Annotated in this window: 28 protein-coding genes; 2 read left to right on the plus strand and 26 right to left on the minus strand. The window is 37.2% G+C overall.

What is annotated here, in order from left to right:
* Positions 1 to 17 precede the first annotated feature (17 nt).
* From ahrC to DX933_RS11420, 23 genes are all read right to left on the minus strand, one after another.
* Positions 18 to 467 (minus strand): transcriptional regulator AhrC/ArgR, encoded by a 450-nt coding sequence (ahrC, locus tag DX933_RS11310; protein WP_123316541.1) that lies wholly within the window; start codon positions 465 to 467, stop codon positions 18 to 20.
* A gap of 38 nt (positions 468 to 505) precedes the next feature.
* Positions 506 to 1,330: a TlyA family RNA methyltransferase gene (locus DX933_RS11315; RefSeq protein WP_397316416.1), complete on the minus strand. Its 825-nt coding sequence runs from the start codon at positions 1,328 to 1,330 to the stop codon at positions 506 to 508.
* Positions 1,323 to 1,970, minus strand: a complete 648-nt coding sequence (locus DX933_RS11320; RefSeq protein WP_123316543.1) for a hypothetical protein — start codon at positions 1,968 to 1,970, stop codon at positions 1,323 to 1,325. Before DX933_RS11320 ends, DX933_RS11315 begins: the two co-directional genes overlap by 8 nt.
* 688 nt (positions 1,971 to 2,658) lie before the next feature.
* Positions 2,659 to 3,546 (minus strand): polyprenyl synthetase family protein, encoded by an 888-nt coding sequence (locus DX933_RS11325; RefSeq protein WP_223805949.1) that lies wholly within the window; start codon positions 3,544 to 3,546, stop codon positions 2,659 to 2,661.
* 2 nt (positions 3,547 to 3,548) lie between these two features.
* Entirely contained in the window at positions 3,549 to 3,782 is a 234-nt protein-coding gene (locus DX933_RS11330; RefSeq protein ID WP_123316544.1) for an exodeoxyribonuclease VII small subunit, read from the minus strand.
* 1 nt (position 3,783) lies between these two features.
* Positions 3,784 to 5,130 carry an exodeoxyribonuclease VII large subunit gene (gene xseA / locus DX933_RS11335; RefSeq protein WP_123316545.1) on the minus strand — a complete coding sequence of 449 codons (1,347 nt, stop codon included), beginning with the start codon at positions 5,128 to 5,130 and terminating at the stop codon, positions 3,784 to 3,786.
* Positions 5,127 to 5,981 (minus strand): bifunctional methylenetetrahydrofolate dehydrogenase/methenyltetrahydrofolate cyclohydrolase FolD, encoded by an 855-nt coding sequence (folD, locus tag DX933_RS11340; RefSeq protein ID WP_123316546.1) that lies wholly within the window; start codon positions 5,979 to 5,981, stop codon positions 5,127 to 5,129. The genes xseA and folD overlap by 4 nt, the downstream gene beginning before the upstream one ends.
* Positions 5,982 to 6,049: 68 nt before the next feature.
* Positions 6,050 to 6,436: a transcription antitermination factor NusB gene (nusB, locus tag DX933_RS11345; RefSeq protein WP_123316547.1), complete on the minus strand. Its 387-nt coding sequence runs from the start codon at positions 6,434 to 6,436 to the stop codon at positions 6,050 to 6,052.
* 234 nt (positions 6,437 to 6,670) lie between these two features.
* Positions 6,671 to 7,063 carry an Asp23/Gls24 family envelope stress response protein gene (locus tag DX933_RS11350; RefSeq protein WP_123316548.1) on the minus strand — a complete coding sequence of 131 codons (393 nt, stop codon included), beginning with the start codon at positions 7,061 to 7,063 and terminating at the stop codon, positions 6,671 to 6,673.
* A 27-nt stretch (positions 7,064 to 7,090) separates the two neighbouring features.
* Positions 7,091 to 8,449 (minus strand): acetyl-CoA carboxylase biotin carboxylase subunit, encoded by a 1,359-nt coding sequence (gene accC, locus DX933_RS11355; protein WP_123316549.1) that lies wholly within the window; start codon positions 8,447 to 8,449, stop codon positions 7,091 to 7,093.
* A gap of 13 nt (positions 8,450 to 8,462) precedes the next feature.
* Positions 8,463 to 8,978, minus strand: coding sequence for an acetyl-CoA carboxylase biotin carboxyl carrier protein (gene accB, locus DX933_RS11360; RefSeq protein ID WP_123316550.1), 516 nt, complete (start codon positions 8,976 to 8,978; stop codon positions 8,463 to 8,465).
* 255 nt (positions 8,979 to 9,233) lie between these two features.
* Entirely contained in the window at positions 9,234 to 9,782 is a 549-nt protein-coding gene (locus DX933_RS11365; protein ID WP_123316551.1) for a SpoIIIAH-like family protein, read from the minus strand.
* A gap of 12 nt (positions 9,783 to 9,794) precedes the next feature.
* A complete protein-coding gene (gene spoIIIAG / locus DX933_RS11370; RefSeq protein WP_317843094.1) occupies positions 9,795 to 10,415 on the minus strand; it encodes a stage III sporulation protein AG in 621 nt (206 codons plus the stop codon).
* Positions 10,412 to 11,032: a stage III sporulation protein AF gene (spoIIIAF, locus tag DX933_RS11375; protein ID WP_123316553.1), complete on the minus strand. Its 621-nt coding sequence runs from the start codon at positions 11,030 to 11,032 to the stop codon at positions 10,412 to 10,414. The genes spoIIIAG and spoIIIAF overlap by 4 nt, the downstream gene beginning before the upstream one ends.
* Positions 11,033 to 11,042: 10 nt before the next feature.
* Complete coding sequence (gene spoIIIAE, locus DX933_RS11380; RefSeq protein ID WP_123316739.1) at positions 11,043 to 12,206, minus strand: stage III sporulation protein AE; 1,164 nt, start codon at positions 12,204 to 12,206, stop codon at positions 11,043 to 11,045.
* A 35-nt stretch (positions 12,207 to 12,241) separates the two neighbouring features.
* On the minus strand, positions 12,242 to 12,634 hold the full coding sequence (gene spoIIIAD, locus DX933_RS11385) for a stage III sporulation protein AD (RefSeq protein ID WP_123316554.1): 393 nt from the start codon (positions 12,632 to 12,634) through the stop codon (positions 12,242 to 12,244).
* 4 nt (positions 12,635 to 12,638) lie between these two features.
* Positions 12,639 to 12,845 (minus strand): stage III sporulation protein AC, encoded by a 207-nt coding sequence (gene spoIIIAC, locus DX933_RS11390; RefSeq protein ID WP_123316555.1) that lies wholly within the window; start codon positions 12,843 to 12,845, stop codon positions 12,639 to 12,641.
* An 18-nt stretch (positions 12,846 to 12,863) separates the two neighbouring features.
* Positions 12,864 to 13,376, minus strand: coding sequence for a stage III sporulation protein SpoIIIAB (gene spoIIIAB, locus DX933_RS11395; RefSeq protein ID WP_123316556.1), 513 nt, complete (start codon positions 13,374 to 13,376; stop codon positions 12,864 to 12,866).
* Positions 13,373 to 14,296 carry a stage III sporulation protein AA gene (gene spoIIIAA, locus DX933_RS11400; RefSeq protein ID WP_123316557.1) on the minus strand — a complete coding sequence of 308 codons (924 nt, stop codon included), beginning with the start codon at positions 14,294 to 14,296 and terminating at the stop codon, positions 13,373 to 13,375. Before spoIIIAA ends, spoIIIAB begins: the two co-directional genes overlap by 4 nt.
* A 371-nt stretch (positions 14,297 to 14,667) precedes the next feature.
* A complete protein-coding gene (gene efp / locus DX933_RS11405; RefSeq protein ID WP_123316558.1) occupies positions 14,668 to 15,225 on the minus strand; it encodes an elongation factor P in 558 nt (185 codons plus the stop codon).
* Between the two features lie 30 nt (positions 15,226 to 15,255).
* Positions 15,256 to 16,317, minus strand: a complete 1,062-nt coding sequence (locus DX933_RS11410) for a M24 family metallopeptidase (protein ID WP_123316559.1) — start codon at positions 16,315 to 16,317, stop codon at positions 15,256 to 15,258.
* A 39-nt stretch (positions 16,318 to 16,356) separates the two neighbouring features.
* Positions 16,357 to 16,794, minus strand: a complete 438-nt coding sequence (gene aroQ, locus DX933_RS11415; protein ID WP_123316560.1) for a type II 3-dehydroquinate dehydratase — start codon at positions 16,792 to 16,794, stop codon at positions 16,357 to 16,359.
* A gap of 105 nt (positions 16,795 to 16,899) precedes the next feature.
* The gene (locus DX933_RS11420) at positions 16,900 to 17,427 is read right to left on the minus strand and encodes a YqhR family membrane protein (protein WP_123316561.1); all 528 of its coding nucleotides are present in this window, start codon (positions 17,425 to 17,427) and stop codon (positions 16,900 to 16,902) included.
* Between the two features lie 315 nt (positions 17,428 to 17,742).
* Between DX933_RS11420 and DX933_RS11425 the strand changes: the two genes are divergently transcribed.
* Complete coding sequence (locus tag DX933_RS11425) at positions 17,743 to 18,120, plus strand: UbiA family prenyltransferase (protein ID WP_223805950.1); 378 nt, start codon at positions 17,743 to 17,745, stop codon at positions 18,118 to 18,120.
* Positions 18,121 to 18,143: 23 nt separating this feature from the next.
* On the opposite strand, the gene DX933_RS11430 is transcribed toward DX933_RS11425, so the two are convergent.
* The 3 genes from DX933_RS11430 to DX933_RS11440 all read right to left on the minus strand — a co-directional run bounded on the left by DX933_RS11430 (position 18,144) and on the right by DX933_RS11440 (position 22,313).
* Entirely contained in the window at positions 18,144 to 19,040 is an 897-nt protein-coding gene (locus DX933_RS11430) for a patatin-like phospholipase family protein (RefSeq protein WP_123316563.1), read from the minus strand.
* Positions 19,041 to 19,108: 68 nt separating this feature from the next.
* Positions 19,109 to 19,531: a transcriptional regulator MntR gene (gene mntR, locus DX933_RS11435; protein ID WP_123316564.1), complete on the minus strand. Its 423-nt coding sequence runs from the start codon at positions 19,529 to 19,531 to the stop codon at positions 19,109 to 19,111.
* Between the two features lie 226 nt (positions 19,532 to 19,757).
* Complete coding sequence (locus DX933_RS11440; RefSeq protein WP_123316565.1) at positions 19,758 to 22,313, minus strand: vitamin B12-dependent ribonucleotide reductase; 2,556 nt, start codon at positions 22,311 to 22,313, stop codon at positions 19,758 to 19,760.
* Positions 22,314 to 22,831: 518 nt separating this feature from the next.
* Between DX933_RS11440 and DX933_RS11445 the strand changes: the two genes are divergently transcribed.
* Entirely contained in the window at positions 22,832 to 23,200 is a 369-nt protein-coding gene (locus tag DX933_RS11445) for a rhodanese-like domain-containing protein (protein WP_123316566.1), read from the plus strand.
* The last annotated feature ends 23 nt before the right edge of the window (positions 23,201 to 23,223 follow it).

The raw sequence follows: 23,223 nt of genomic DNA on the forward strand, positions 1-23,223 counted from the left end.
CCCCATTAATTTGTTACCTACAGCATATTTAGAAATCTATTTTTTACTTGCTGAACATCTTGTTCCGTTCGGCAAATGATTAAACAAGTATCGTCACCACAAATGGTTCCCATAATTTCATCCCAAGTTAAATTGTCTATTAAAACACCCACCGCTTGGGCATTTCCAGGTAATGTTTTTAAAATAATAAAATGGCTTGTATGATCCAATTTCACAAAAGTATCCATAATCAAGCGCTTTAATTTCCCTAAAGGATTAAAGCGTTGATCGGCTGGCAAGCTGTATTTATAATTTCCATCCAGTGCAGGTACTTTTACTAAATGGAGCTCTTTAATATCGCGGGAAACCGTTGCTTGGGTTACATTAAAACCAGCTTGTTTCAATTCATAAACAAGCTCATCTTGGGTTTCGATTTCCTGATCACCAATTAATTCCCTAATTTTGATATGCCGCTGCATTTTACTCATGTTTTACCTCCAGCATCATCACTATTTCATATATGGTTTTAATTATTTTTATTCGCTAATAACTCTGTATGAGCAGCTTCTGTAATCTGATTAAAATTAAATCGCTCTCTATCCTCTATTACTGATTTATTCCAGCCAAAATGTGCAAGAAACTCAATATTTCCATCTCCACCTGTAATGGGAGAGTGCGTTAAGTTTAAAAGAACAAATCCCTCATTCTTCGCAAAGCTTATAATCGTATCTAGTACCTGCTGATGTACTTTTGGATCACGAACGATGCCTTTTTTGCCAACTTGTTCCCTTCCCGCCTCAAATTGTGGCTTTATCAATGCTATAACATCACTATCAGCTTGTAGAATATGCTTTAAAACGGGAAGAATTAACTTTAAAGATATAAATGATACATCAATCGTTGCAAGATTGGGAAAGCCCTGCTGAAAATGGTCTGGTGTTACATGGCGAAAATTCGTTCTTTCCATCACAATAACACGTTCGTCGCTTCTGAGTTTCCAATCCAATTGATTATATCCGACATCAATAGCATAACTTTTCAGAACACCATGTTGTAATGCACAGTCTGTAAATCCACCTGTAGAGGAGCCGATATCAACCATAACTTTTCCCTTCGCATTTATATCAAAAAACTGTAACGCCTTCTCGAGCTTTAATCCTCCCCTACCAACATAAGGAATAGCCTTTCCTTTTACTTCCAATGGTATATCTTCTGACACTTTCATACCAGGCTTATCCATGCGCATTTGATTAGAAAACACGAGCCCAGCCATGATTGTCCGCTTTGCTTTTTCACGTGTTTCTACTAAATTTCTTTCTACAAGAAGTACGTCAAGTCTTATTTTACTCATTATCAAAATTCCTTTTCTTTCGCGACCTATTTCCTTTCGTAGTCGTAACCTTTTTATCCTTTGGTTTAGACGAAGGAAGAAGCTTAATTTTAAATTGATTTTCTAAAATGGCAAAAAATTTACCAGCGTAAAAGATAATACTGGTTGATGAGTTAATAGCAAAATATTTCCCAATTGCCTTTCCACCCACGGTTATAGCTGCAACCAAGCTGGTAAGCACCACAGATAACGTAATTTGACCCGGAGAGCCATCAGGATGATCCATTAATGTAGCGATTTGAATAACGACAATCGCAGTAGCAGTACCACTTACAATGCCGGAAATATCTCCAATCACATCATTACAGAAACTAGAGAATTTATCTGCATTTCGAATGATAATAACTGCTTGTTTGGCTCCAGGAACCTTTTCAGCAGCCATCGCATGAAATGGCGCTTCATCTGCAGAAGCGGAAGCGATGCCTAACATATCAAAAACAACACCAATCAATACAATGACCAATACAACTGTAATACCAATCATCCATACAGCTTTACTTAGTATAGACGATGAGATAATTGAAAAAATAGCCGCTAGCACAAATGTGATAACGGCAATAGTCAAGCTAAATTTAAGCGAGCGTTTTATATTTGATTTCATTTTATTCTCCAATATAACAGATTCAAATATGCTATGTAGTAAGGAATGGTCGTATAAATAGTAAAAACTGCGGCTTAGGTCCAGTAGGTTTTCCCAAATGTATACCCCATGTTGCCACGCAGGCGGTTCCCCTTTAAATACATCTTGACACTGTCACCAAATGTCAGACTGGATTACCACTTAGTCCACACTATAATCCCATTTATACGTGCATTGAACAGTCTAGGAGATTTCCTCAACAGCCTTTGACCGTTTCCTAGCCTCTTTTGCAGTGCTGATTTCATGGGGACAAAAACAACAGACCAGTGGCCACCAGATATGTTATTTAAAACCCCAATCCCCTCAAACACCACTCAAGGCAGGCTACGCTGCAAATAAGGTGTCCCTTACCTTCTGATGCAGGTTCATACCCCAGTCCATAATAGCCCCTAGGCTTAGTTGCTACTACAGAGATGGGCCTCCACGGAAATCGGGTCAACGCCCACATGCCTTTGTGGATCGCCCGAAATCCTTAACTCCCAGCATTAACCCAAGGCTGGGCGCCTCAAGCCAACACAAGGAACTTCATCGATGTGCCCTTTAGCGGATTTTTAGCCCCGCCTTCAGAAACGGAGGACTGACTAGAATACTGCACCATTCCTTTGATAATCAAATTATACCATAAAATCGTTAAAATATATACAGTTTATTAACGGTCACGCTGCCCAAAATACGTTGTCAATTGCTCGATACGACTGCCTTCTAAGTTGGCTTGTTTTAGATAATGCAGTGCATGTTTGGTATACTCGTCCTTTTTCGCAATCGCCCCATTTAAACCAAGCAGACTTGGGTAAGTGCTTTTATCATTATCCACATCACTTCCAACAGGTTTACCAAGCTTTTCTTCATCACCAATTTGATCCAAAATATCATCCTGCACTTGGAAAATCAATCCTAAGAAATGTGCAAAGCTTTTCAATTCGTTCAACTGTTGTTCTGTTGCTCCACCAAGCAGAGCACCAGCAGTTACCGCAAAGACGAGAAGTTCACCAGTTTTTAGGGTGTGAATTTTCTCCAACCCTTCTATATCTACAGGATTTGTTTCTGCAGCCATATCAAGAATTTGACCAGCTACCATGCCTTTTGGACCGCTGCTTTTGGCGAGTGAACCTAGAACCGCTACTTTTTCTTCGGATGTAAGAAGGGAATCATTTGCAATAATTTCAAAAGCATATGTTAGCAAGCCATCACCTGCCAGAATCGCAGTTGCCTCGTCAAATACTTTATGGTTTGTTGGTTTACCGCGACGATAATCATCATCATCCATTGCTGGCAAATCATCGTGAATTAATGAATACGTATGAATCATTTCTAAAGCAATTGCTGTTGACATCGGTTTTTTAGAAGACTGTTTTGCAAAAGCTTGATAGCTGGCAAATAATAAAATTGGGCGTAATCGTTTTCCACCAGCTTCTAATGAATATTGCATGGATTGTTTTAGACGTTGTGGAATATCAGCAGTTTGTAATGCACGAATCATTTCCGTTTCTATTAATTGCTTCGTATTTTTAATGTATGTCTGCAAATTTTCCGTCACGTCTATTCTTCCTCCTGAACTTCGAAAGATTCAAGTTCGCCCTGTTCATTCATAATTTTTACCATTTTTTCTTGTACATGGTTTAGCTTATCACTACATGTTTTAGATAAGTCCATCCCTTCCTGATAAAAAGCAATAGCTTTTTCTAAAGGAACGTCACCTTCTTCGAGTTTAGATACAATCTCTTCTAATGCTTTCATTGCTTCTTCAAATGAAAGTTCATCTGTTTTGGTCATATCATTCTTTCTCCTCTCGCAAATCCTGTATCAAGCAGTCCAATTCCCCATCCAGTATTTTTAATACTATCTGATCTTTACGATTCACTTCTTTAACGGACTTTAGAAGGTTTCCGTCAGACTGGTAGGGTATTGCAAAGCCTCTTTTCATTGTATCAAGCGGGTTTAATATTGTTAACTTGTCAATGAAGGATGAAAATTGATTGGTTTTTCGTTCTAATATACGTTCCATCGCTTGGTTATTTCTCAACTGTAACGGTTTTAAAACAGAAGCCGCTTGCTTAATTTGTCTGTTTGGATGTTGATTACGTAATCGATGCTGTAGTTGATGGAGTATATTTTGCTTATGTTGGATTCGGATTTCCATTACACGGTGCAGCTGATCCGTCAAACGATCAAGTTCCTGCTCTTTTTGACGGATAAGTTGTGCAGGATATCGAAATGCATAGGCCTGCTTAAACTGTTCTAACGTTTGTTGATGTTGGCGTAAAATATAAGACATATGTTGTGAAAGTGTTTTTGTACATGCTGACAACTTATCTTTTAATTCTATTAAAGACGGTACCGCAATTTCTGCTGCACCAGTTGGGGTTGCTGCACGAACATCAGCTGTGAAATCGCTTATAGTTGTATCGGTTTCATGGCCTACTGCTGAAATAATAGGTATCTCTGATTGAAAGATGCTTTCCGCAACGATTTCCTCATTGAAACTCCAAAGTTCTTCAATAGATCCCCCACCACGTCCAACGATTAATACGTCACAAGTATGTAAAGTATTTGCTTTTTCTATAGCCGCAGCTATGGATGCTGCTGCCTTTGGTCCTTGTACTAGCACAGGGAAGATTGTTATACGTACAATTGGGAACCGCCTTTGTATGGTAGAAACGATATCTCTAACAGCGGCCCCGGTTGGAGAAGTAATTACCCCAACATGGGTTGGGTATGCAGGTAAACTCTGTTTGTATCGTGGCTCAAAGTACCCTTTTTTGTGTAATTTCTCTTTTAACTGTTCAAAGGCCAGATAGAGCGCCCCTACACCATCAGGTTCCATCACTTGTATATAGAGCTGATATTGACCAGCTGCTTCAAAAATGCTCACTTCTCCTCGAACAAGCACATGCATGCCATTTTCGGGAACAAACTTCAAAAAACGGTTACTACCTGCAAACATAACGGCTTGGATTCGTGCTTGTTCATCCTTAATGGTCATATACATATGACCTCTACTGTGATGTTTAAAATTAGATATTTCACCTTTAAGCCAAACAGTCCGTAAATGCGTATCTGTATCAAGCTTCCGTTTTAAATATTTCGTTAGAGCGGTTACCGTTAAATACGATTTGCTCACTGCTTTATGCTCTCCTTTGCAGCTTGAATCGTGTTTTGTAAAAGCATTGTGATCGTCATTGGTCCAACACCGCCAGGAACTGGTGTGATATAAGATGCAATTTCCTTGGCACTGTCAAAATCAACATCACCCGTTAGTTTCCCTGCAGCCGTCCGGTTAACACCAACATCGATAACAGCTGCACCCTGTTTTATATAGTCTCCATTTATAAAATGCTCACGACCTACCGCAACAATTAGAATATCTGCTTGTTTTGTAATGTCTTTTAAATTCTTTGTTTTTGAATGGCAATATGTAACTGTTGCATGTTCATTTAGTAATAGTTGTCCAACTGGTTTTCCAACAATGTTACTTCTGCCGATGACAACAACGTGCTGTCCAGCAATCGGTATCTGCTTTGATTTCAGCATGGTAACTATTCCATAAGGTGTACATGGTAAAAATGTATCCTCTCCAATCATCATTTTACCAATACTAATAGGATGGAATCCATCAACATCTTTTGCAGGATCTATCGCTTCAATTACTTTTTGCTCATCGATATGATCCGGCAAAGGTAATTGCACCAATATGCCGTGGACTCTCTGATTGGTATTTAACTTTACGATTTGGTCCAGTAAAGCATCTTCAGACACCGTTTCAGGTAGTTCAATTACCTCTGATTCAATTCCTATTTCTTTAGATGCTTTTTGCTTACCACTCACATAGGATCTGGAAGCTGGATTGTTTCCAACGAGTATAACGGTTAAATGAGGTGAAACACCCGCTTGATTTAGTGCTTTCGCCTCATGCTTCATGTTTTCTCTTAATTCTTGTGCCAATTCCTTGCCGCTAATAATTTCTGCAGTCATACAAACATCTCCCCTTCTACTGTATTAAGGCATGTACTGTCATGATGGATCTGAACCACTGTCATTTGTTAAGAAGCTGATATTATTTTTGAAAGTACACCATTCACAAATTTACCAGATTTAACATCCCCATATTTATTGGCTAATTCAATTGCTTCATTAATGGATACACTTGTAGGTATATCCTCTAAATAGTTTATTTCATATACTGCGATTCGTATCACGGTTTTTTCAACGGAAGCAATACGTTGGATGGTCCAATTTTCAAGGTTGTCAGAAATTGTTTTATCGATATTTTCTTTATTCGTTACTACACCTTCTACTAGTGAACGCAAGAAAGGATCCGCGCCCTCAGCTTCCAAAAATTCTTCAATCGCCTCTTTGGGAACAATCTCATTCATATCTATTTGAAATAATAGCTGAAATGCCTTCTCTCTTGCTGCATGCCTTTTCATCTTTCCATTCTCCTTTAATCAATATCTACATCAAATAATAACACGATTAACCATGCAATGCTACAATCTCACCGTACATCGAAATTCTTTATATTTCATTTGTTTTATTGTATTTATAGCCAATATCTATCTTAGCTTATTCACTTTAATAATGATGACGAAATATACTTTTCACAATGCAATTAAAAAGAGACCAAAGAATTCGTTGGTCTCCTTTCGTTTAGGCTAATTAAATTATGCTTGATTTTCTTGTTCTTCTTTGTCCATCTGGATACCCACTACATGAACATTGATTTCGGATATTTCTAGCCCAGTCATATTTTTAATCGTTTGACGAATATTTGTTTGAACTTTTTGTGCAACCTCTGGAATGGAAACACCGAAATGAAGTACGACAAATAAATCAATGAGAATACCACTATCGGTTAATTCTACTTTAACCCCTTTGCCATGTGACTTTTTACCAAGCTTCTCCGCGACACCGGTAGCAAAATTCCCTCGCATTGAAGCAAGTCCTTTTACCTCTAAAGTAGCAAGACCAGTAATTACTTCGATTACTTCTGGTGCTATTTCAACTTTACCTAAGCTCACGTCATCACTTACATCCAGCAATGATTGCTCATTCATTCAACTCTCTCCTTCCATAATCTGTGATTAAGAATTAGGTTGATCGATTTGATTTTCTTCGAGAAAATTTGTATTAAAATCACCTTTTACAAATACATCGTTTTCCATGATCAACTGATGGAATGGAATGGTTGTGTGTATACCTTCTACAACAAATTCATCCAATGCCCGCTTCATACGCTTCACTGCTTCATCACGCGTTTTCCCATACGTAATTAACTTTGCAATCATTGAATCGTAATACGGCGGAATGGAATAACCAGGATAGGCAGCTGAATCAACACGTACTCCATAGCCGCCTGGTGCAAGATACATGTCAATTTTTCCAGGTGACGGCATAAAGTTTCGAAATGGATTTTCTGCATTAATACGACATTCGATTGCCCAGCCATCAAATTGAATATCTTCTTGCTTAAAAGAAAGTGGTTCGTTGTTTGCAATTTTAATTTGTTCTTTGATTAAATCAATACCAGTAACCATTTCTGTAACTGGATGCTCTACTTGAATCCTTGTATTCATTTCCATAAAATAAAAATCATTTGTGGTGCGATCAAAAATAAATTCGATGGTTCCAGCCCCAACATAATTAACTGCAGCAGCAGCCTTTACTGAAGCTTCTCCCATTTTCTTTCGAATTTCAGGAGTAATGGCAGGAGAAGGGGTTTCTTCTACAAGCTTTTGTAATCGACGCTGGATTGAACAATCTCTTTCTCCTACGTGAACGATATTGCCATGTTGATCTGCCAAAACTTGGATTTCCACATGACGAAAATCTTCAATGAATTTTTCAATATATACGCCAGGGTTACCGAACGCGGTTTCTGCCTCTTTTTGTGTAATTTGAATGCCGCTTATTAATTCTTTTTCATTTCGAGCGACCCGAATTCCACGCCCACCACCACCAGCAGTAGCTTTAATTATTACCGGATAGCCAATATCATTAGCAATTTCGATTGCGTCTGCTTCACCTTCAATAATCCCTTCAGATCCAGGTACAATTGGAACATTCGCTTGTTTCATTGTTTCCCTTGCAATATCTTTTATACCCATTTTTTGGATTGATTCTGCATTCGGGCCGATAAAAATAACATTGCACTCCTTACAAATCTCAGCAAAATCGGCATTTTCGGCCAAGAATCCATAACCAGGGTGAATGGCATCTGAATTTGTTAATGTAGCGACACTCATAATATTGGTGATATTTAAATAGCTGTCCTTACTTGCTTTCGGTCCAATACAGTACGCTTCATCAGCCAGTTGCACGTGTAGGGACTCTTTATCTGCTTCAGAGTAAACTGCAACCGTTTCTATACCCAGCTCTTTACAGGCTCGGATAATACGTACTGCAATTTCACCTCTATTAGCTACGAGCAGTTTGTTAATCAATGACTACATCTCCTTACTTTGTCTTTACTCGGAATAATGGTTGTCCGTATTCTACTAGCTCCCCATTGTCCGCTAGCACTTCAACAATCTCTCCTGATTTTTCAGCTTCAATCTCGTTGAAGAGCTTCATCGCTTCAACAATACAAACTACTGTATCAGGATCTACCTTACTGCCGACTTTAACGTATGCATCACTTTCAGGATTTGGAGAGCTGTAAAAAGTACCTACCATTGGTGAAACAATTTCGTAGTCATAATCGCTGGCAGATGTCTTTTCAGCAGACTGTTCTGTTACAGTCACACTCTCTTTAGCAGCTTTATCGTTCGTATGTTCATTGGTAATTTCTGCTACGTTTTCTTGTACTGGTGTAATTGCTGGTGCAACTACTTGTGGAGCAGCTTGTACTGCTAATGTTTCCCCAATCTTTTTCATTTCAATTTTAGAACCATCTGTCTCATAAGTAAATTCATGAATGGAAGATTCATCAATTAATTTTATTATTTCACGTATTTCTTGTACTTTCAGCATAATGTTTGGCACTCCTTCATCAAATTTTACAATATTTATGATTAGGTACTAATAACACCTCTTCATATTTTACGATACATACCCTGTAATCGGCAACAAATTTTATTAAGTCATTGCGTCATCGCGTAAGTTAATGTTTGTTTCTATTATATCAATGATGTTGTTAGTATGCGAATGCTTTTATTTTATCGTATTTTTAGAAAAATTATAACGGTACAGCTACTAGAGCTGTACCGTTATAATTTTATTGCCATATTATCCTTCCGTCTTTTGAAAATTTACATCCACTGTTATTTCCCCAAACTCATCATGAACCAATTGCATAATATTTGCTGCTTCTTCAGCAGAAAGTGAATCAACCATAACATGTACGTGGACTTTGTCTCCCTCGTGGCGAACAAGCACATCTTGATAGGACGCATTTGCTAGGATTGTATCTTCTAAAATCCCTTCTTTTGCGTCCAGTTCATTTATTTCATCTATTTCATTTTTTGCTTCATTTTTTTCTTCAGCCGTAGCCGTGCTGGATGCAATTGTTTCCTTTAATCGATCTTTTTTCATACCCCTTTTATCTTGAATGCCCATACGAATGGATGCAAATACTTCATCACCTGAGGTACTAATTGTGTTGTTTGCCATTGCTTCATCATTTCCATCTGCATTTGTTTGACTGTCTTGACTTGTTTCTTTATCTTGATCCAAGTAGGCAAGATCATCATTTTTATCGGATAACATATAATATGCACTCAACACAATCATTAAACTAAGCATGGTTAGTAACCAAACAGTTTGCTTTTTTAACATTCATTTACCTCCTCAATTTTTGGACATTACAGAAACTCTATGTGATGGAACACCGAGTACCCTTGTAACTGCTTCTACCACCCATTGCTTTCGAGTGGCCTTGTCTACCCCTTTTGCTACAATTAGCACTCCCCTTACCTCAGGTTTTTTAGTTTGAATGAGTAATGGTGTTTCCTTGTCCCCTTGTCTAATCGTTACGACTTGTGTTTCCTCGGTGTGCTCCTCGATTTGTCTTGTGCCACCATTTTTATCATTTTCATCTGTAAACTGCTTGCCTGCAATGAGGTTCTTTTCATATACTTTTTGATTTGTGGCTTCCAGATTTACCATGACTTCTACTTCAGAAATTCCTTCGATACGTTCTAGCATGGACTCCAAATCTTTTTTATAACTTGCTTCTAGTTCTCCTACATTTGCAGTACTATCTTGATTATGAGACTGTTTCTTGCTTGCCGTTTGCTCTGTTTGTATGCCGATGTGATTCTCTTTGTTCTTCGTTTGGTCCCCGAAAATATTGCTTACGATTAGCAAAAGAATCCCGACTAATCCAATAATCAGCATGTAATTTACTTTCTTGGAACGTTTTCCATTGAGGTCCTTCCATTGAAACAAGGAAAGCAGTTTTTTTATCACGATGTCCCTCCTTCCCATATAACGGTGACTTCCTTATCTTCTATTTCCCATACGTCCAGCAGTAATTGTTCCATTTGAACAACTGCAGGATTATCCTGATGCTCTGTGGTTTCATTTGCTTGGATTTGTACTTGTTCTATTTCATGAATCATTCCCTCCCCATGGCCGCTTTTCCCTACGTAAACAAGTAACCTCTCCAAATTTTCATAGGTTAACTCGTTATCTACAGAGAATTCATAGTCAATTGCTTTTATTTCTGCTTGAAACTCATTTGCAAGTGGTTCTTGTGCTATCCCTTTTAGTTGGACAGCCATCTGTTCTAAAATATATGCATTCTGAACAGATTCTATATCTTTTTTTTGTTTTTCAATTAAAAAATCTGTATTGGTATCGTCCTCTAATTGCTCTAGTTCAGTCTCAAATGCTGTTTTTAAATCTGTTGCAGCATTAAAGTTGAAGATAAAAAACACCGGCTTTAAAAATATGAGGATCAAGATAAAACCAATGACAAATTGGACATACTTTTTTAATGCGTTTTTGGGTATGAGCAGATCTACTACTGCAGCCAACAGTAGAAAAATGATGATTTGGGTAATCCAATCGATTAAATATTGCATGAGCATCATCCTAGCGCAGCATAATTGTGATATTACTGGCGATTACTATGATGGTAATAGCGAGAAAGAACATGAAAGAAACAGCTAGTAGACACGCTAACATATACATCATATATTTACTGATTGTTTGGAGAGACTGGATAACTGGTCCGTCTGCTATTGGTTGTAAAATTGCAGCTGCTAATTTATATGTTATTGCTATTGCAGCAATTTTTAATGCTGGAAAAAGTACGATGAGCACGATAATCCCAACACCAACAATTCCTATGCCATTTTTTAATAACAGGGAAGCGCTAAGAATGGTATCCGCAGCATCCGTTAAGGTACGACCTATAATAGGAATGAAATTACCTGCGACGAACTTAGCTGTTTTCATTGCTATTCCATCTTGAATGGCACTTGCTGCACCTTGCACAGACATTACTCCTAGGAAGATGGTAAGAAACAATCCTAATGTTCCCATTCCAATGGTGGTTAACAGACTGGCAAGCTGGGTCACTTGATGATTCTTATTTAAAGTACTAACAATGAGCAAAATAGCAGCCAAAGATAATAGTGGTAATATGAACGATGAAACGACCAATCCACTTGCATTAATCAAAAAGATAATAATTGGATGAAAAAATGATACAGCAACTAAATTACCGAAGGAAGCTAGCAATCCCAGAATGAGTGGAATCAATGCAATCATAAAACTGCTCATTGTACGTACCGTATCTGTAATATAGGAGACGCCACTATAAAAACTATTAAGTGCAATTAATAAAAGTACGGCATAGACAATAAAATAGGCAATCTTACTTACAGATCCCTCTTCAAACGCCGTATGCATTGTCTGAAGAAAAACGGAAAACAAAGTTAATAAAATAAGCATGGAAAGTAATTTTCCATTAATAATCATTTCTTGAAAGAAATATTCGAGGATACTAAGCAGCATATTCTTGAAAGAAAAACCGCCTTTTCCTTGAACAAGCTCATAAATACTCGATTTGTTTAATTCCGCTAAATAATCGCCATAATTATTGACGAGCCCCTGCCAATATTGTTCGATGCCGTCCAAAGAAACGTCTTCTAATAATTCTTCTGATGGTAAATTTCCTTCCGCTGCCAGGACAATTTCAGCCTGTCCAAAGATAATGAGCATGCAACCAGCAAAAATGAGCCCTTTCATCATGTTTTGCAACGATATGCTCCTTTCGAACGGATCCTTCAAGTAGCTGGAAGAAAGCTTAGAATAGCTTCTACGACAGAAGAGATAATTGGGATAGCTAATATTAAAATAAACACCTTACCTGCTAGCTCAATTTTAGAAGCAACTGATGACAGACCTGCATCTTTCGTTACATTAGCACCAAGCTCTGTGATGTACGCAATCCCGATAATTCTAAATATGGTTGCTATGTAAATACCATCAATATGCGCTTTCTTTCCCAACGTATCCAGCAACTGAAAAATTACCCCGATTTGTTGTATAACGATTATAAAGATTGTGATTCCTGTTAGTAGCATGATGAAAAAAGCGAAAGTAGCATGCATGTCCTTAATAAGAAGAAACAATATACTTCCAATGAGACCTAGTAACACAATTTGAATGATATCCATCGATTTATCCTTGAAACAAAAATACAGATTTAATTTGCTGGAATAAATCGGAAAGACTATTCACCACAATAATTAATACGATGATGAAGCCAACTAATGTGGCGAATTGAGCGATTTCTTCTTTTCCCATTTGTTTTAAAATAGTATGAATTAACGCAACAATTATTCCTATTCCAGCAATCTGAAATAAGATGGAAGCATCTGTGAGCATAGCCTTGTTCCTTCCTTCCTATAAGAGCAATAAGGCAATAAATAAACCGCTTAGAAGACCTAATGTTTTCGCCATTTTACCGTAACGATTCACATCATCAATCGCATCCTCCAGCTCCCTGTCTAGATGTGTAACAGTGAGACGGATAAATTTTTGCTGCTGCCGCAAGTCATGTTGTCCCAAAGTTTTACCAAACTGATTTAGGATTTCCAGTTCATTTTTACCGAGACTAGCGTGATGCGCATATTTTTTCACACATGATTCCCATATAGTTACAAAATCCGCTTCCCTTGTATCTAATTCTCTTGCGACCATATCGAATAATAATTTAGTAGGCTCTGGTACCTGTTTTGCGATAAGTAAAAAAGCATCTTGTATCGTAAGCTGACTATAAAGCATCTCGGATTCTAATATTTGCAGAGCACTTTTCATATGGCGGATATGTTTAGGTCGTTTATTTAGCTGTTGACTCCATTCCATTCCCATCCAGGTCGTTACGGAAATTAGTAGCAGCGCACCAAACCATTTCATCTTAATTGACCAGTCCGATGAAAAATATCTATTCCACGGCGATTATAAATATGTTTTATTGTTCCTGGTTCATGATGTCTTTCCAATACGATAATCCGTTTAAAGATCTTCTGTTTAAACAGTGGCTTCAATGAAGGGCGTCCCTCCAAATCATGAAGTGCATTCCCATGTACTGTACAAATAACAATTACACCTGCATGAACGGCTTCCAATAATGCATGTACATCCTTCTCGCTACCTATCTCATCAACAATTAATATCTCCGGCGACATTGAACGAATCATCATCATCATTCCGTCTGCTTTTGGACAAGCATCCAGAATATCCGTTCGTCTCCCAAGATCATGCTGAGGTATTCCTTTAATAGATGCGCCAATTTCTGAACGTTCGTCAATAATTCCCACTTTACAAGCATCTCTTCCACCCCATCCGGAACTAATGAGCCGAGATAAATCACGTATGATTGTCGTTTTGCCAGTCTGTGGAGGACCAACAATTAATGTATGGGAATATCCATTTTCAAATAAATAGGGAATGATTTCAGATGCGGCGCCAATTGTTTGTTTTGCAATGCGAATATTTAAGAATGTAATGTGCTGTAGTGCCTTCACAGTGCCGCTTTCTGTATTTACTTTCCCAGCAAGTCCAACCCGATGACCACCCTCGATTGTAATATATCCTTCTCTTAATTCATCTTCTAAACGATAGAGAGAGAATTCACTTATTTGATTAATGATATGAGTAATTTCTGTTTTGGTTATAACGACTCGCTCCAACCATTCTGACTTATGATCATAGACGAATTCTATCGGCTGATGGATGCGAATCCGGATTTCTTGTAACATATGCCAATTCGAAGCAATATGCGTATCAATAATGGAACGAATAGGTTCAGGAAATAAATAGATAATTTCTTTCATATTTATTCACACCTTTAAACAGCTTTATAGTAAATGTATGTCCATATGTGATAAATATGTCTGGTTTGCACAAGCAGTTTTTGTATGGATGACGTAGATCATATGAGGAAAAATAATTGTTTGTATCTGTTAATCGAAACGTGACATCCTTATGCTTTATTCCAATTTGTTTCAAAGGGAATTAAGCTGATGTAACGTTTTTACACAAAATAAAAGGTATTCGAATAAAGTAAAGTTTTCATACTTTATTCGAATACCCAGTTGGTTAAATGGAAGATGTCTTGTTCTATTTTTCGGTGAAAAATTAATTATATCGTCATTAAAAAAGCAGCAATACAAAATTAGTTGTACTGCTGCCGGATATTCATCTATTAAGCTCTGGAAACATATTTTCCATCTGTTGTGCTAATGACAAGTGTTTCTCCATTATTAATAAACAAAGGTACCTGAACAACGAGGCCTGTTTCCAGTTTCGCAGATTTGGATCCACCGCTTACAGTATCTCCTTTTATTCCAGGTTCTGTTTCTGTAACCTCAAGCTCCACGTTTTTTGGAAGATCAATACCAAGGATTTCGCTATTATAGGTCATAATAGAAACTTCCATGTTTTCTTTTATATATTTAAGCTCATATTCAATTTGATTTGCTTGTAATTCAATTTGTTCATAAGAGCTTGTATCCATAAATGCATGTGTATCTCCAGACGCATATAAATATTGCATTTTTTTATGTTCAACATGTGCTCTACTTACTTTTTCACCTGCACGAAATGTTTTTTCCTGAATGTTACCGTTTTTTAAATTACGTAACTTAGAGCGTACAAACGCTGCACCTTTTCCTGGTTTCACATGTTGAAAATCAATTACTTGCCATACATCGTTATCCAGTTCAATTGTTAAACCAGTTTTAAAATCATTAACCGAAATCATTCAATAACCTCCTGTTCTCTCATGAATGTATTATAGCTGAATTAATTCCTTATTTGCATGTGTTAATCTTTCGCTGCCGTTTTCTGTGATAACTAAATCATCTTCAATTCTGCAGCCGCCAACATCAGGGATATAGATACCTGGTTCTACTGTTACTACCATGCCTGGCTCAAGCTTTGTTTCTGATCGGAAGGATAGGCTTGGGGCCTCATGCACTTCCATACCAAGACCATGTCCGGTTGAATGTCCAAAGTAGTCTCCATAGCCCTTTTCTGTGATGTAATCTCTTGTTAGGGCATCTGCTTCTTTACCAGTCACACCTGGCTTAAGCCCTGCAACACCACGAAGTTGAGCCTCAAGTACAGTATTATAAATATCTTGTAATTCACTATTAATCTCACCAACGGCAAGTGTACGCGTTATATCAGAACAATAACCATTGTAAAGCGCACCATAATCCAGTGTTACCAATTCTCCATGTTTAATTTCCTTTGTTGATGCTACACCATGCGGTAGTGCGGAACGAAGACCAGATGCAACAATGATGTCAAAACTTGATGAAGTTGCTCCCTGTTTACGCATAAAGAACTCTAATTCATTAGACACGTCCAATTCCTTTACACCAGGCTTGATAAAACCTTGAATATGCACATATGCGTCGTCCGCAATCTTTGCTGCTTGCTTCATGATTTCTAATTCTTCTGGTGTTTTAATCAATCTTAATTTTTCAACTTCATCACCTGTTGGGACTAATTCTACTCCTAGTGTTTCCTCGTACAATTGATAAGCAGCATATGTAAGCTTGTTTTTTTCAAAGCCAACTCGTTTTACTTTCATTTGTTTAAGCTGATCAGCAATTTCCAGCTCTATCTGTTTTTTATGTTCTACAATTTGAAAATTAGGTGCTTGCTCATTAGCTTGCGCAGTGTAACGAAAATCTGTGATAAATTTAGCATCATGATGACTAATGATTGCAACACCAGCTGTTCCCGTGAATCCTGTCATATACCTTCTGTTGTAGCTACTCGTTATTAATAAGGCATCTAAGTCTAATTTTTCCAGCAACTTCCTTAATTTTGTCAGTTTCTCCATCTCATCCATTCCTTTCTCTATGTTTACGATTAGGGCTGCTCAACTTTCTTTTTGGTTTACAAATGCTAGCACGGCTAACAGATAGCCCTGTATCCCAAATCCAGAAATTTGTCCAATACATGCAGGTGCTGTCATCGATTGATGTCGAAACACTTCCCGCTGGTAAATATTTGAAATATGAACCTCTATAACAGGAACATCAATGGCTTTAATCGCATCATGCAACGCAATACTTGTATGTGTATAAGCTGCCGGGTTAAAAATAACACCAAAATACTTGCCATCAGCTTCATGAAGCTGATCAATCAGCTCTCCCTCATGATTCGACTGAAAACAATCTACTTCAAAACCATTTTCTCCAGCCGCCTTCGATACAATACTTTCAATCGTTTGCAGTGTATCTGATCCATAAACGTCTGGTTCTCGTTTCCCGAGTAAATTGATATTAGGGCCATTCAGCAAAAGCAGCTTTTTCATGCACTAGATCATCCTTCATCGTATTATTATTTTGACGATTCTAGTTTATCATAAACAAGCCTATTTGAATAACGTTTTTACCAATCAATGTCTTGTTTATTATAATTATATCGTATATTCTGACGGTTCATCTCCCTTATTTTGAAGATTATACTTCTGAAACATCGCATAATCATAAGATACCGAATAGCCAATAAATAAACCGTATAAGGAGAATAGTGAAAGCGTAGATATAATCGTTTTTAATTCTAATTCCTTCAAGTTAGGAATCATTGTGTAAAATGGTGTGACAACCAACATAATCAACGCCCACAATATACCACCATAAATCATTCCGACCCACAGGCTGTTTACTTTTTTTAATACAGCATAATAAAGTATAGCAACAACCATAGATAGAACGCCAATTATGAGTAATACAATGATTTCCGAATACCATCGAAATGTCCACGTACTTCTCGTCCAAGAATGAAGTACATAAGCCTTTGCTGAGATTTCAGTAAAGTTAAAATAATGCATGACTTTTCCCATCAGACCCCAAAAAACTCCCCCAATAAAACCGGTTTGTAGGGCACGTCTTAATATAATACTGCCAGTTATCGTTTCCTCTTGGTTTTGTGTCTTTTCCACCATCTTTATCACCTCTTTTTTAGTATCTCCAGCTTGCCCAAAACAAACCAGATATTACAAAGTATGTGAACAACCGATAGTTTTTTCTAATTCTTTTTAGTAGAATAGATATATATCCTTCCATTTGGACGAAGATGGCATATTTATCACAGCGTAACCAGCTGTAAGACCACTACTGATTGAAGTTTTACCTTAAACTTGGTAAGCCTAAAATGATTGAAAAACCGTTGGATGAACGATTTCTGGAATAAATAGTTATCATTGGTGGTATACAATTAAATAGATAGTAACGTATTTTATAGTAAAGGAGGGATGACATTGCGGAATAAGTTCTCCATATTTATTTACATCGTCATTGCTTTAGCAATCGTTGGTGTCGTATCAAGTCTGTTTACCAATCCGATTAAATTTATTTCAAATATACTACTGATGCTTGTGGTTGGGGCTGTTATTTTCGCACTTGTGTATTTCTTTGTGATCAAACGTCGTCTGCCTTCCAATGAAATGAAGAAATATAAGCAAGCTGTTCGCCAATCCAAGCAAAAATACAAGCAACATACCTCGGTTAGCACTAAGACACCGCATCAAAAAAAACATTCTTTAACGAAAATTCGTACAAAAACAAAAAAAAGACCCGACCATTTGCGAGTCATTGATGGAAATAAATCAAAACGAAAAAAACGTGATTCCATCTAACGTGTTATTAAAAATTGTCAACCTTAATTACCATTTGGCCAATGCTTTAAAAAAACTGCTGCACTTGATTTTCCTTGGACTATCAAGCTCTGCTTTGTAGCATCATCTATATTAAAGTCTGTTGCATGAATGGATTTTACGGGTATGAATATAATATTATCTTCATTTGACTTGGAGATATATCGCGTATCATGTGCTTGTTTCATAGTGGAGAATAATGCATGGAGCATATTTTGAGCATTGCTTATTTTACGAGGTTTCTGTAACTCAATGGACTCACTTAATTGCACACCTAGAACTGGTCTTTTCATGTCTCCTTTATCATTTTTAAATAACCATAAAGGAAAATTACTTAGAAGACCACCATCCACGATAATGCTTTTCATATTTACTTTTCCAGGCATTTTCTTTGGCATAAAAAAATATGGAAATCCAGCACTCATCCTAACTGCTTTTGAGACTGGGAAATGTGCTGGATCAATGCCATAGATATCTTTTAGATCATCTGGTATAACAACAAGTTTCCCCAATGTCAAATCACTCACGACAACACGTAATGCTTGCTCCTTCAAATCGCTGAAAGTATGTACATTCTTATTAGCTAGTTGTGTATGCAACCAGTTTTCGAATCGATTCCCTTTATAAATTCCCATTTGAAAGTACAGAAAAAACCACTTACTACCAGGGATTAAAGTAGTTAGTTTTGGTGGGTCTAAAAATAGGCTTAAGTCTAATGAGTCCATTAGCTTGCGAATTTCCGTTGATGTATAGCCTGCAGCTAAAAATGCAGCTAAAATAGAGCCCGCTGATGTGCCTGCTGTCCTCTGGATCGACAGTTCTTTTTGCTCAATACTTTCCAAAGCACCTAAAAATGCGTATGCTTTCACACCGCCACCGGAAAAAACGCAGTCAATTTTCATCAAAATGCTCCTTTACTCATTTATATATATGTAAGCAAAGTGCACTTCGATTAGAACAGGAGACGTGCTTATATCGATTCTGTTTTCCTTTGTACTGCTCTTAAAGCTTCTACACGCTGTTCGTCTTCTTGAAAGTATCGTACTAAATCACCTATTCGGTCGATTGAATTCCAACTAAGATGATGTTCAATTCCTTCTACATCATCATAAATATTTTCATCCTTTACGCCGATAATTTCTAAAAACTGCTCTAATAATTCATGACGAAACACAAGTTTCTCGCCAACTTTTTTGCCTTTTTCAGTTAACACAAAGCCCCGATATTTCTCGTAGTTTACAAAGTTGTCCTTATCTAATTTCTGCACCATTTTTGTAACTGAAGATGGGTGAACCATTAGCTCTTCCGCGATATCGGATACACGAGCATAGCCTTTTGTTTCAATTAAGTTGTAAATTTGTTCAATATAATCTTCCATACTAGGTGTAGGCACGATGCAATCTCCCCTTAAATTGAAATAGTTTTTATCTTAGGCAACATTGTTTCTATATTGAGAATACCTTAATTATGCTTGTATAACAAGTTTTTGAATAAAAGCACGACTTCTCTCTAATCAAATCATGTAAAAAAGAATAAAAAACGAGCAAATGATAATAGAAGATGTACACTTCTATATCATTTGCTCGTCCTATGGCATCAATCACATTCGTCTATAATCTTTACAGCCCACATTTTAACTGTGCTCCACAGCTTACACATGTGTTACAGCCACCAATATCTTCTACATTCCCTTTACGGCAAACCGGGCAGGTATCGCCAACTTCTGAGCCAATTGTCACATTTGTATGTTCCAATTCATGGATTGTTTCCATGAGGACAACTTTAGGCTTTTCATCCTCAAATAATTCTGTTTGTTCACCAAACGTATTCTCTTCCGCCTTTAATGTTAATACTTGGGAATCACGGCTACCATCCACATAGACGGTACCTCCCTTAGCACCTCCATTGTATAAGCGTTTATATACATTTTCTACTTGTCCAACTGTATAGCCACGTGGTGCATTTACCGTTTTGGATATAGAGCTGTCTACCCAGCGTTGAATGACACATTGTGTATCAGCATGTGCTTCAGGTGCAAGGTCCATCGCCGTAACAAACCAGCTTGGCAAATGGTTTGCATCTTGATCTGGGTTCGCATCTAAATATTCTTGAACGATATCAGCCTTCACTTCAATAAATTTACCCAAACGGCCACTTCTATAATAAGAGAAGGAAAAATAAGGTTCAAGCCCAGTACTAACTCCAACCATTGTACCCGTACTGCCCGTTGGGGCAACCGTTAATAAGTGGGAGTTACGAATACCATGAGCCAACACACCTTCACGGATATCCTCTGGCATTTTTTTCATATAACCAGTATGAATAAAAGCTTCCCGTAATGCCTGTGTATCTTCTTCTGTATCACCAATTAGAAATGGAAAACTACCTTTTTCCTTAGCTAGTTCAATAGATGAACGATATGCTGTCGTTGCAATTGTTTCAAAAATCTTATCTACTAGTTTATTTCCTTCAACAGAACCATATTCAGTTTCGCAATAGATGAGTAAATCATGCAGACCCATCACTCCAAGTCCTACTCTTCGCTCTCCTAATGCCTGTTTTTTATTTTCATCCAGGAAATATGGTGTTGCATCAATAACATTATCCTGCATACGCACGCCTGTTTGAACGGTTTGTATCAGTTTTTCAAAATTAACAGTTTTTGTTTCCTTATCTGCCATTTCAGCTAAATTTACTGCTGCCAAATTACAAACAGAGTATGGTGCTAAAGGTTGTTCACCACAAGGATTGGTAGCAACTACTTGATCACCATAAGCTTTTGCATTCGTCATATCATTCGCATTATCAATAAAGAATATTCCCGGTTCAGCAGAATATGTGGCACATATATTAATTAAATTCCACAGCTCTGAAGCCTTAATCCGACGATAAACCCGTACGCCATAGCCCATTTCTTCCCATTTTCTAACATCTCCAATATGATGCCAATTTTCATTATAAGCCTGCATTTCTGCTTCTGTGTAGTTTTCTACATCCGGAAAACGTAGCTCGTAGTCATCATCATTCTCCACTGCTTCCATAAATTCCTTTGTTAAACAAACGGAAATATTTGCCCCAGTTAAGAACTCCGGATTATGCACATCATATCTTCCGCCTGTATGTAGTTTTTCTGCAGCCTCTTTTATCGCATTTTCTGTAAAGCCTCCAAGACCTGGCATAGAGCGATAATTTAATATCCCTTGATATAAATCTATTTCTGTTTCTGTTAATGGTGTAAATTTTAGTTTTTCTTGCGCTAATTGTTTAATTTGTTCATCCGTTGTATTTTCAATTAAATATCGTAATATTCGAGGGTTTTGCATTTTCGAGATAATAAATTCAATAATATCCGGATGAGAATCCACTAGCATAATCATTTGTGCACCGCGTCGTGAACCACCTTGCTCTACAAGATGTGTTAATTTCGCGATGTCATCTAACCATGATACAGAACCAGATGATTTCCCATTGACTCCGCGTGCTAAAGTATTACGTGGTCGTAAAGTAGAACCGTTCGTACCAACACCACCACCACGACTCATAATTTCCATGACTTGCTTCCGATGATCTGATATGCCACCTCGGGAATCTTTAATAAAAGGCATAACATAACAATTAAAATAGGTAACATCTGTATCAGCACCAGCACCATATAGAACACGTCCTGCTGGTATGAAATTTAAGTTTGCAAGTTCTTCTTCAAATTGATGGAACCATTCTTGTTGCTTTTCAGGGCTTAATTCAACACGAGAAAGTCCGGTTGCGTTTCTCTTGGCAATCTGCTCATAAAAAACTTCTAATGGCTTGTCAATTGCATCTAAACTTCTTTTCACAATTCTGGTTTCCATTTCATCTTCATCTAGAACGGAGGCAAACTCAGGCTCGACTTCTATTGCAGCTTGTTTATTTTTCCAGTCCACCGATTTGACAAAACCCAAGCCTCGTGCAGGGAATTTGGGATCTGATTTTACAGTCAAAACAACAAAGTCCCCTTCTTTCAGGGTCTTTTTTTCAGTATCTTTAAAAGCATAGCGATCTAGCATTACCAGCCTGGATACCCCTTTATGGGTAAGATGCATATTTTCTGTGATGGGATGCACTTGAGGAAATAGTGCAATGTCTTTGTTTAACATGTCCACATTTAAGTTGGATGTATTTTTGACAATTGTCGACATGGAATCGCTCTCCTTTAACAAGTAAAATTCAATGTACAATTAACATATCAAATAAAACAATGAAAGACAATATATTGTGTTAAAAAATAAAAAATAACACTATATATTGTGTTAAAGCAAAAAATAGTTATTTTGTCAATAGCGAAAAACGAACAAAAAAGTACGTAATAATGAGATATTGAAAGCAAAATATGGATAAACAGGATGGAACAACTATTTTACCAGTTGCTATTCTCAAAGAATCTATTTGCTTGTACTACTCTAAACCATCCACCCTGCAGTTTGCAATCCAGAAATAGATAAACATGTTACAATTTTTTATATAAAATAGTAAACCACTATTAAATTCTTTGATTTAAACGTCACGAGACCATATAATAAAGAATGTGGAAAAAATAATTCAAGTGCGTTAGTTCATATCGGCAATACACGCATCTGCAGTTGGCTTTGTAGATGTATAGGATAACAAAGGCTTCTTGATTATATCCAATTGAAAAAAAGAAAGACGGGGGAAAATGATGGAATTTATTATACCTGCATTAGTAATTTTATTAGCCATTGGAATATTTCGGTACTTTCGTCAGCGTAATTATTTAAAAACGTTAACAGAAGAACAATTTAGACAAGGCTATAGAAAAGCGCAGTTAATCGATGTAAGAGAACCACAAGAATTTAAAAATGGACATATTTTAGGCGCAAGGAATATTCCATTAACTCAAATGAAACAACGTCTAATTGAAATGAGAAAAGACAAACCTGTATATTTATATTGTCAAAGTAGTACAAGATCTGCAAGAGCTGCACAGTTACTTCATAAACATGGTTACGAAGATATCAACCAATTAAAAGGTGGATTTAAAAAGTGGACAGGTAAAGTTAAACGCTAATGGAGAAACCAGATATTCTTTTA

The organism is Ornithinibacillus gellani (assembly GCF_003730295.1).
Lineage (GTDB): Bacteria > Bacillota > Bacilli > Bacillales > Amphibacillaceae > Ornithinibacillus_A > Ornithinibacillus_A gellani.

Bases quoted from the DNA above. Each gene is read 5' to 3' on its own strand.
- DX933_RS11445 (WP_123316566.1), top strand. From the start codon at position 22,832: ATGGAATTTATTATACCTGCATTAGTAATTTTATTAGCCATTGGAATA.
- DX933_RS11315 (WP_397316416.1), bottom strand. From the start codon at position 1,330: ATGAGTAAAATAAGACTTGACGTACTTCTTGTAGAAAGAAATTTAGTA.
- DX933_RS11330 (WP_123316544.1), bottom strand. From the start codon at position 3,782: ATGACCAAAACAGATGAACTTTCATTTGAAGAAGCAATGAAAGCATTA.
- DX933_RS11430 (WP_123316563.1), bottom strand. From the start codon at position 19,040: ATGAAAATTGACTGCGTTTTTTCCGGTGGCGGTGTGAAAGCATACGCA.
- spoIIIAF (WP_123316553.1), bottom strand. From the start codon at position 11,032: ATGCAATATTTAATCGATTGGATTACCCAAATCATCATTTTTCTACTG.
- spoIIIAD (WP_123316554.1), bottom strand. From the start codon at position 12,634: ATGGATATCATTCAAATTGTGTTACTAGGTCTCATTGGAAGTATATTG.
- spoIIIAA (WP_123316557.1), bottom strand. From the start codon at position 14,296: ATGAAAGAAATTATCTATTTATTTCCTGAACCTATTCGTTCCATTATT.
- DX933_RS11440 (WP_123316565.1), bottom strand. From the start codon at position 22,313: ATGTCGACAATTGTCAAAAATACATCCAACTTAAATGTGGACATGTTA.
- DX933_RS11365 (WP_123316551.1), bottom strand. From the start codon at position 9,782: ATGTTAAAAAAGCAAACTGTTTGGTTACTAACCATGCTTAGTTTAATG.
- DX933_RS11320 (WP_123316543.1), bottom strand. From the start codon at position 1,970: ATGAAATCAAATATAAAACGCTCGCTTAAATTTAGCTTGACTATTGCC.
- nusB (WP_123316547.1), bottom strand. From the start codon at position 6,436: ATGAAAAGGCATGCAGCAAGAGAGAAGGCATTTCAGCTATTATTTCAA.
- spoIIIAE (WP_123316739.1), bottom strand. From the start codon at position 12,206: ATGATGAAAGGGCTCATTTTTGCTGGTTGCATGCTCATTATCTTTGGA.
- efp (WP_123316558.1), bottom strand. From the start codon at position 15,225: ATGATTTCGGTTAATGATTTTAAAACTGGTTTAACAATTGAACTGGAT.
- DX933_RS11410 (WP_123316559.1), bottom strand. From the start codon at position 16,317: ATGGAGAAACTGACAAAATTAAGGAAGTTGCTGGAAAAATTAGACTTA.
- aroQ (WP_123316560.1), bottom strand. From the start codon at position 16,794: ATGAAAAAGCTGCTTTTGCTGAATGGCCCTAATATCAATTTACTCGGG.
- ahrC (WP_123316541.1), bottom strand. From the start codon at position 467: ATGAGTAAAATGCAGCGGCATATCAAAATTAGGGAATTAATTGGTGAT.
- DX933_RS11420 (WP_123316561.1), bottom strand. From the start codon at position 17,427: ATGGTGGAAAAGACACAAAACCAAGAGGAAACGATAACTGGCAGTATT.
- spoIIIAB (WP_123316556.1), bottom strand. From the start codon at position 13,376: ATGAAATGGTTTGGTGCGCTGCTACTAATTTCCGTAACGACCTGGATG.
- DX933_RS11350 (WP_123316548.1), bottom strand. From the start codon at position 7,063: ATGAATGAGCAATCATTGCTGGATGTAAGTGATGACGTGAGCTTAGGT.
- spoIIIAC (WP_123316555.1), bottom strand. From the start codon at position 12,845: ATGCTCACAGATGCTTCCATCTTATTTCAGATTGCTGGAATAGGAATA.
- folD (WP_123316546.1), bottom strand. From the start codon at position 5,981: ATGACTGCAGAAATTATTAGCGGCAAGGAATTGGCACAAGAATTAAGA.
- accB (WP_123316550.1), bottom strand. From the start codon at position 8,978: ATGCTGAAAGTACAAGAAATACGTGAAATAATAAAATTAATTGATGAA.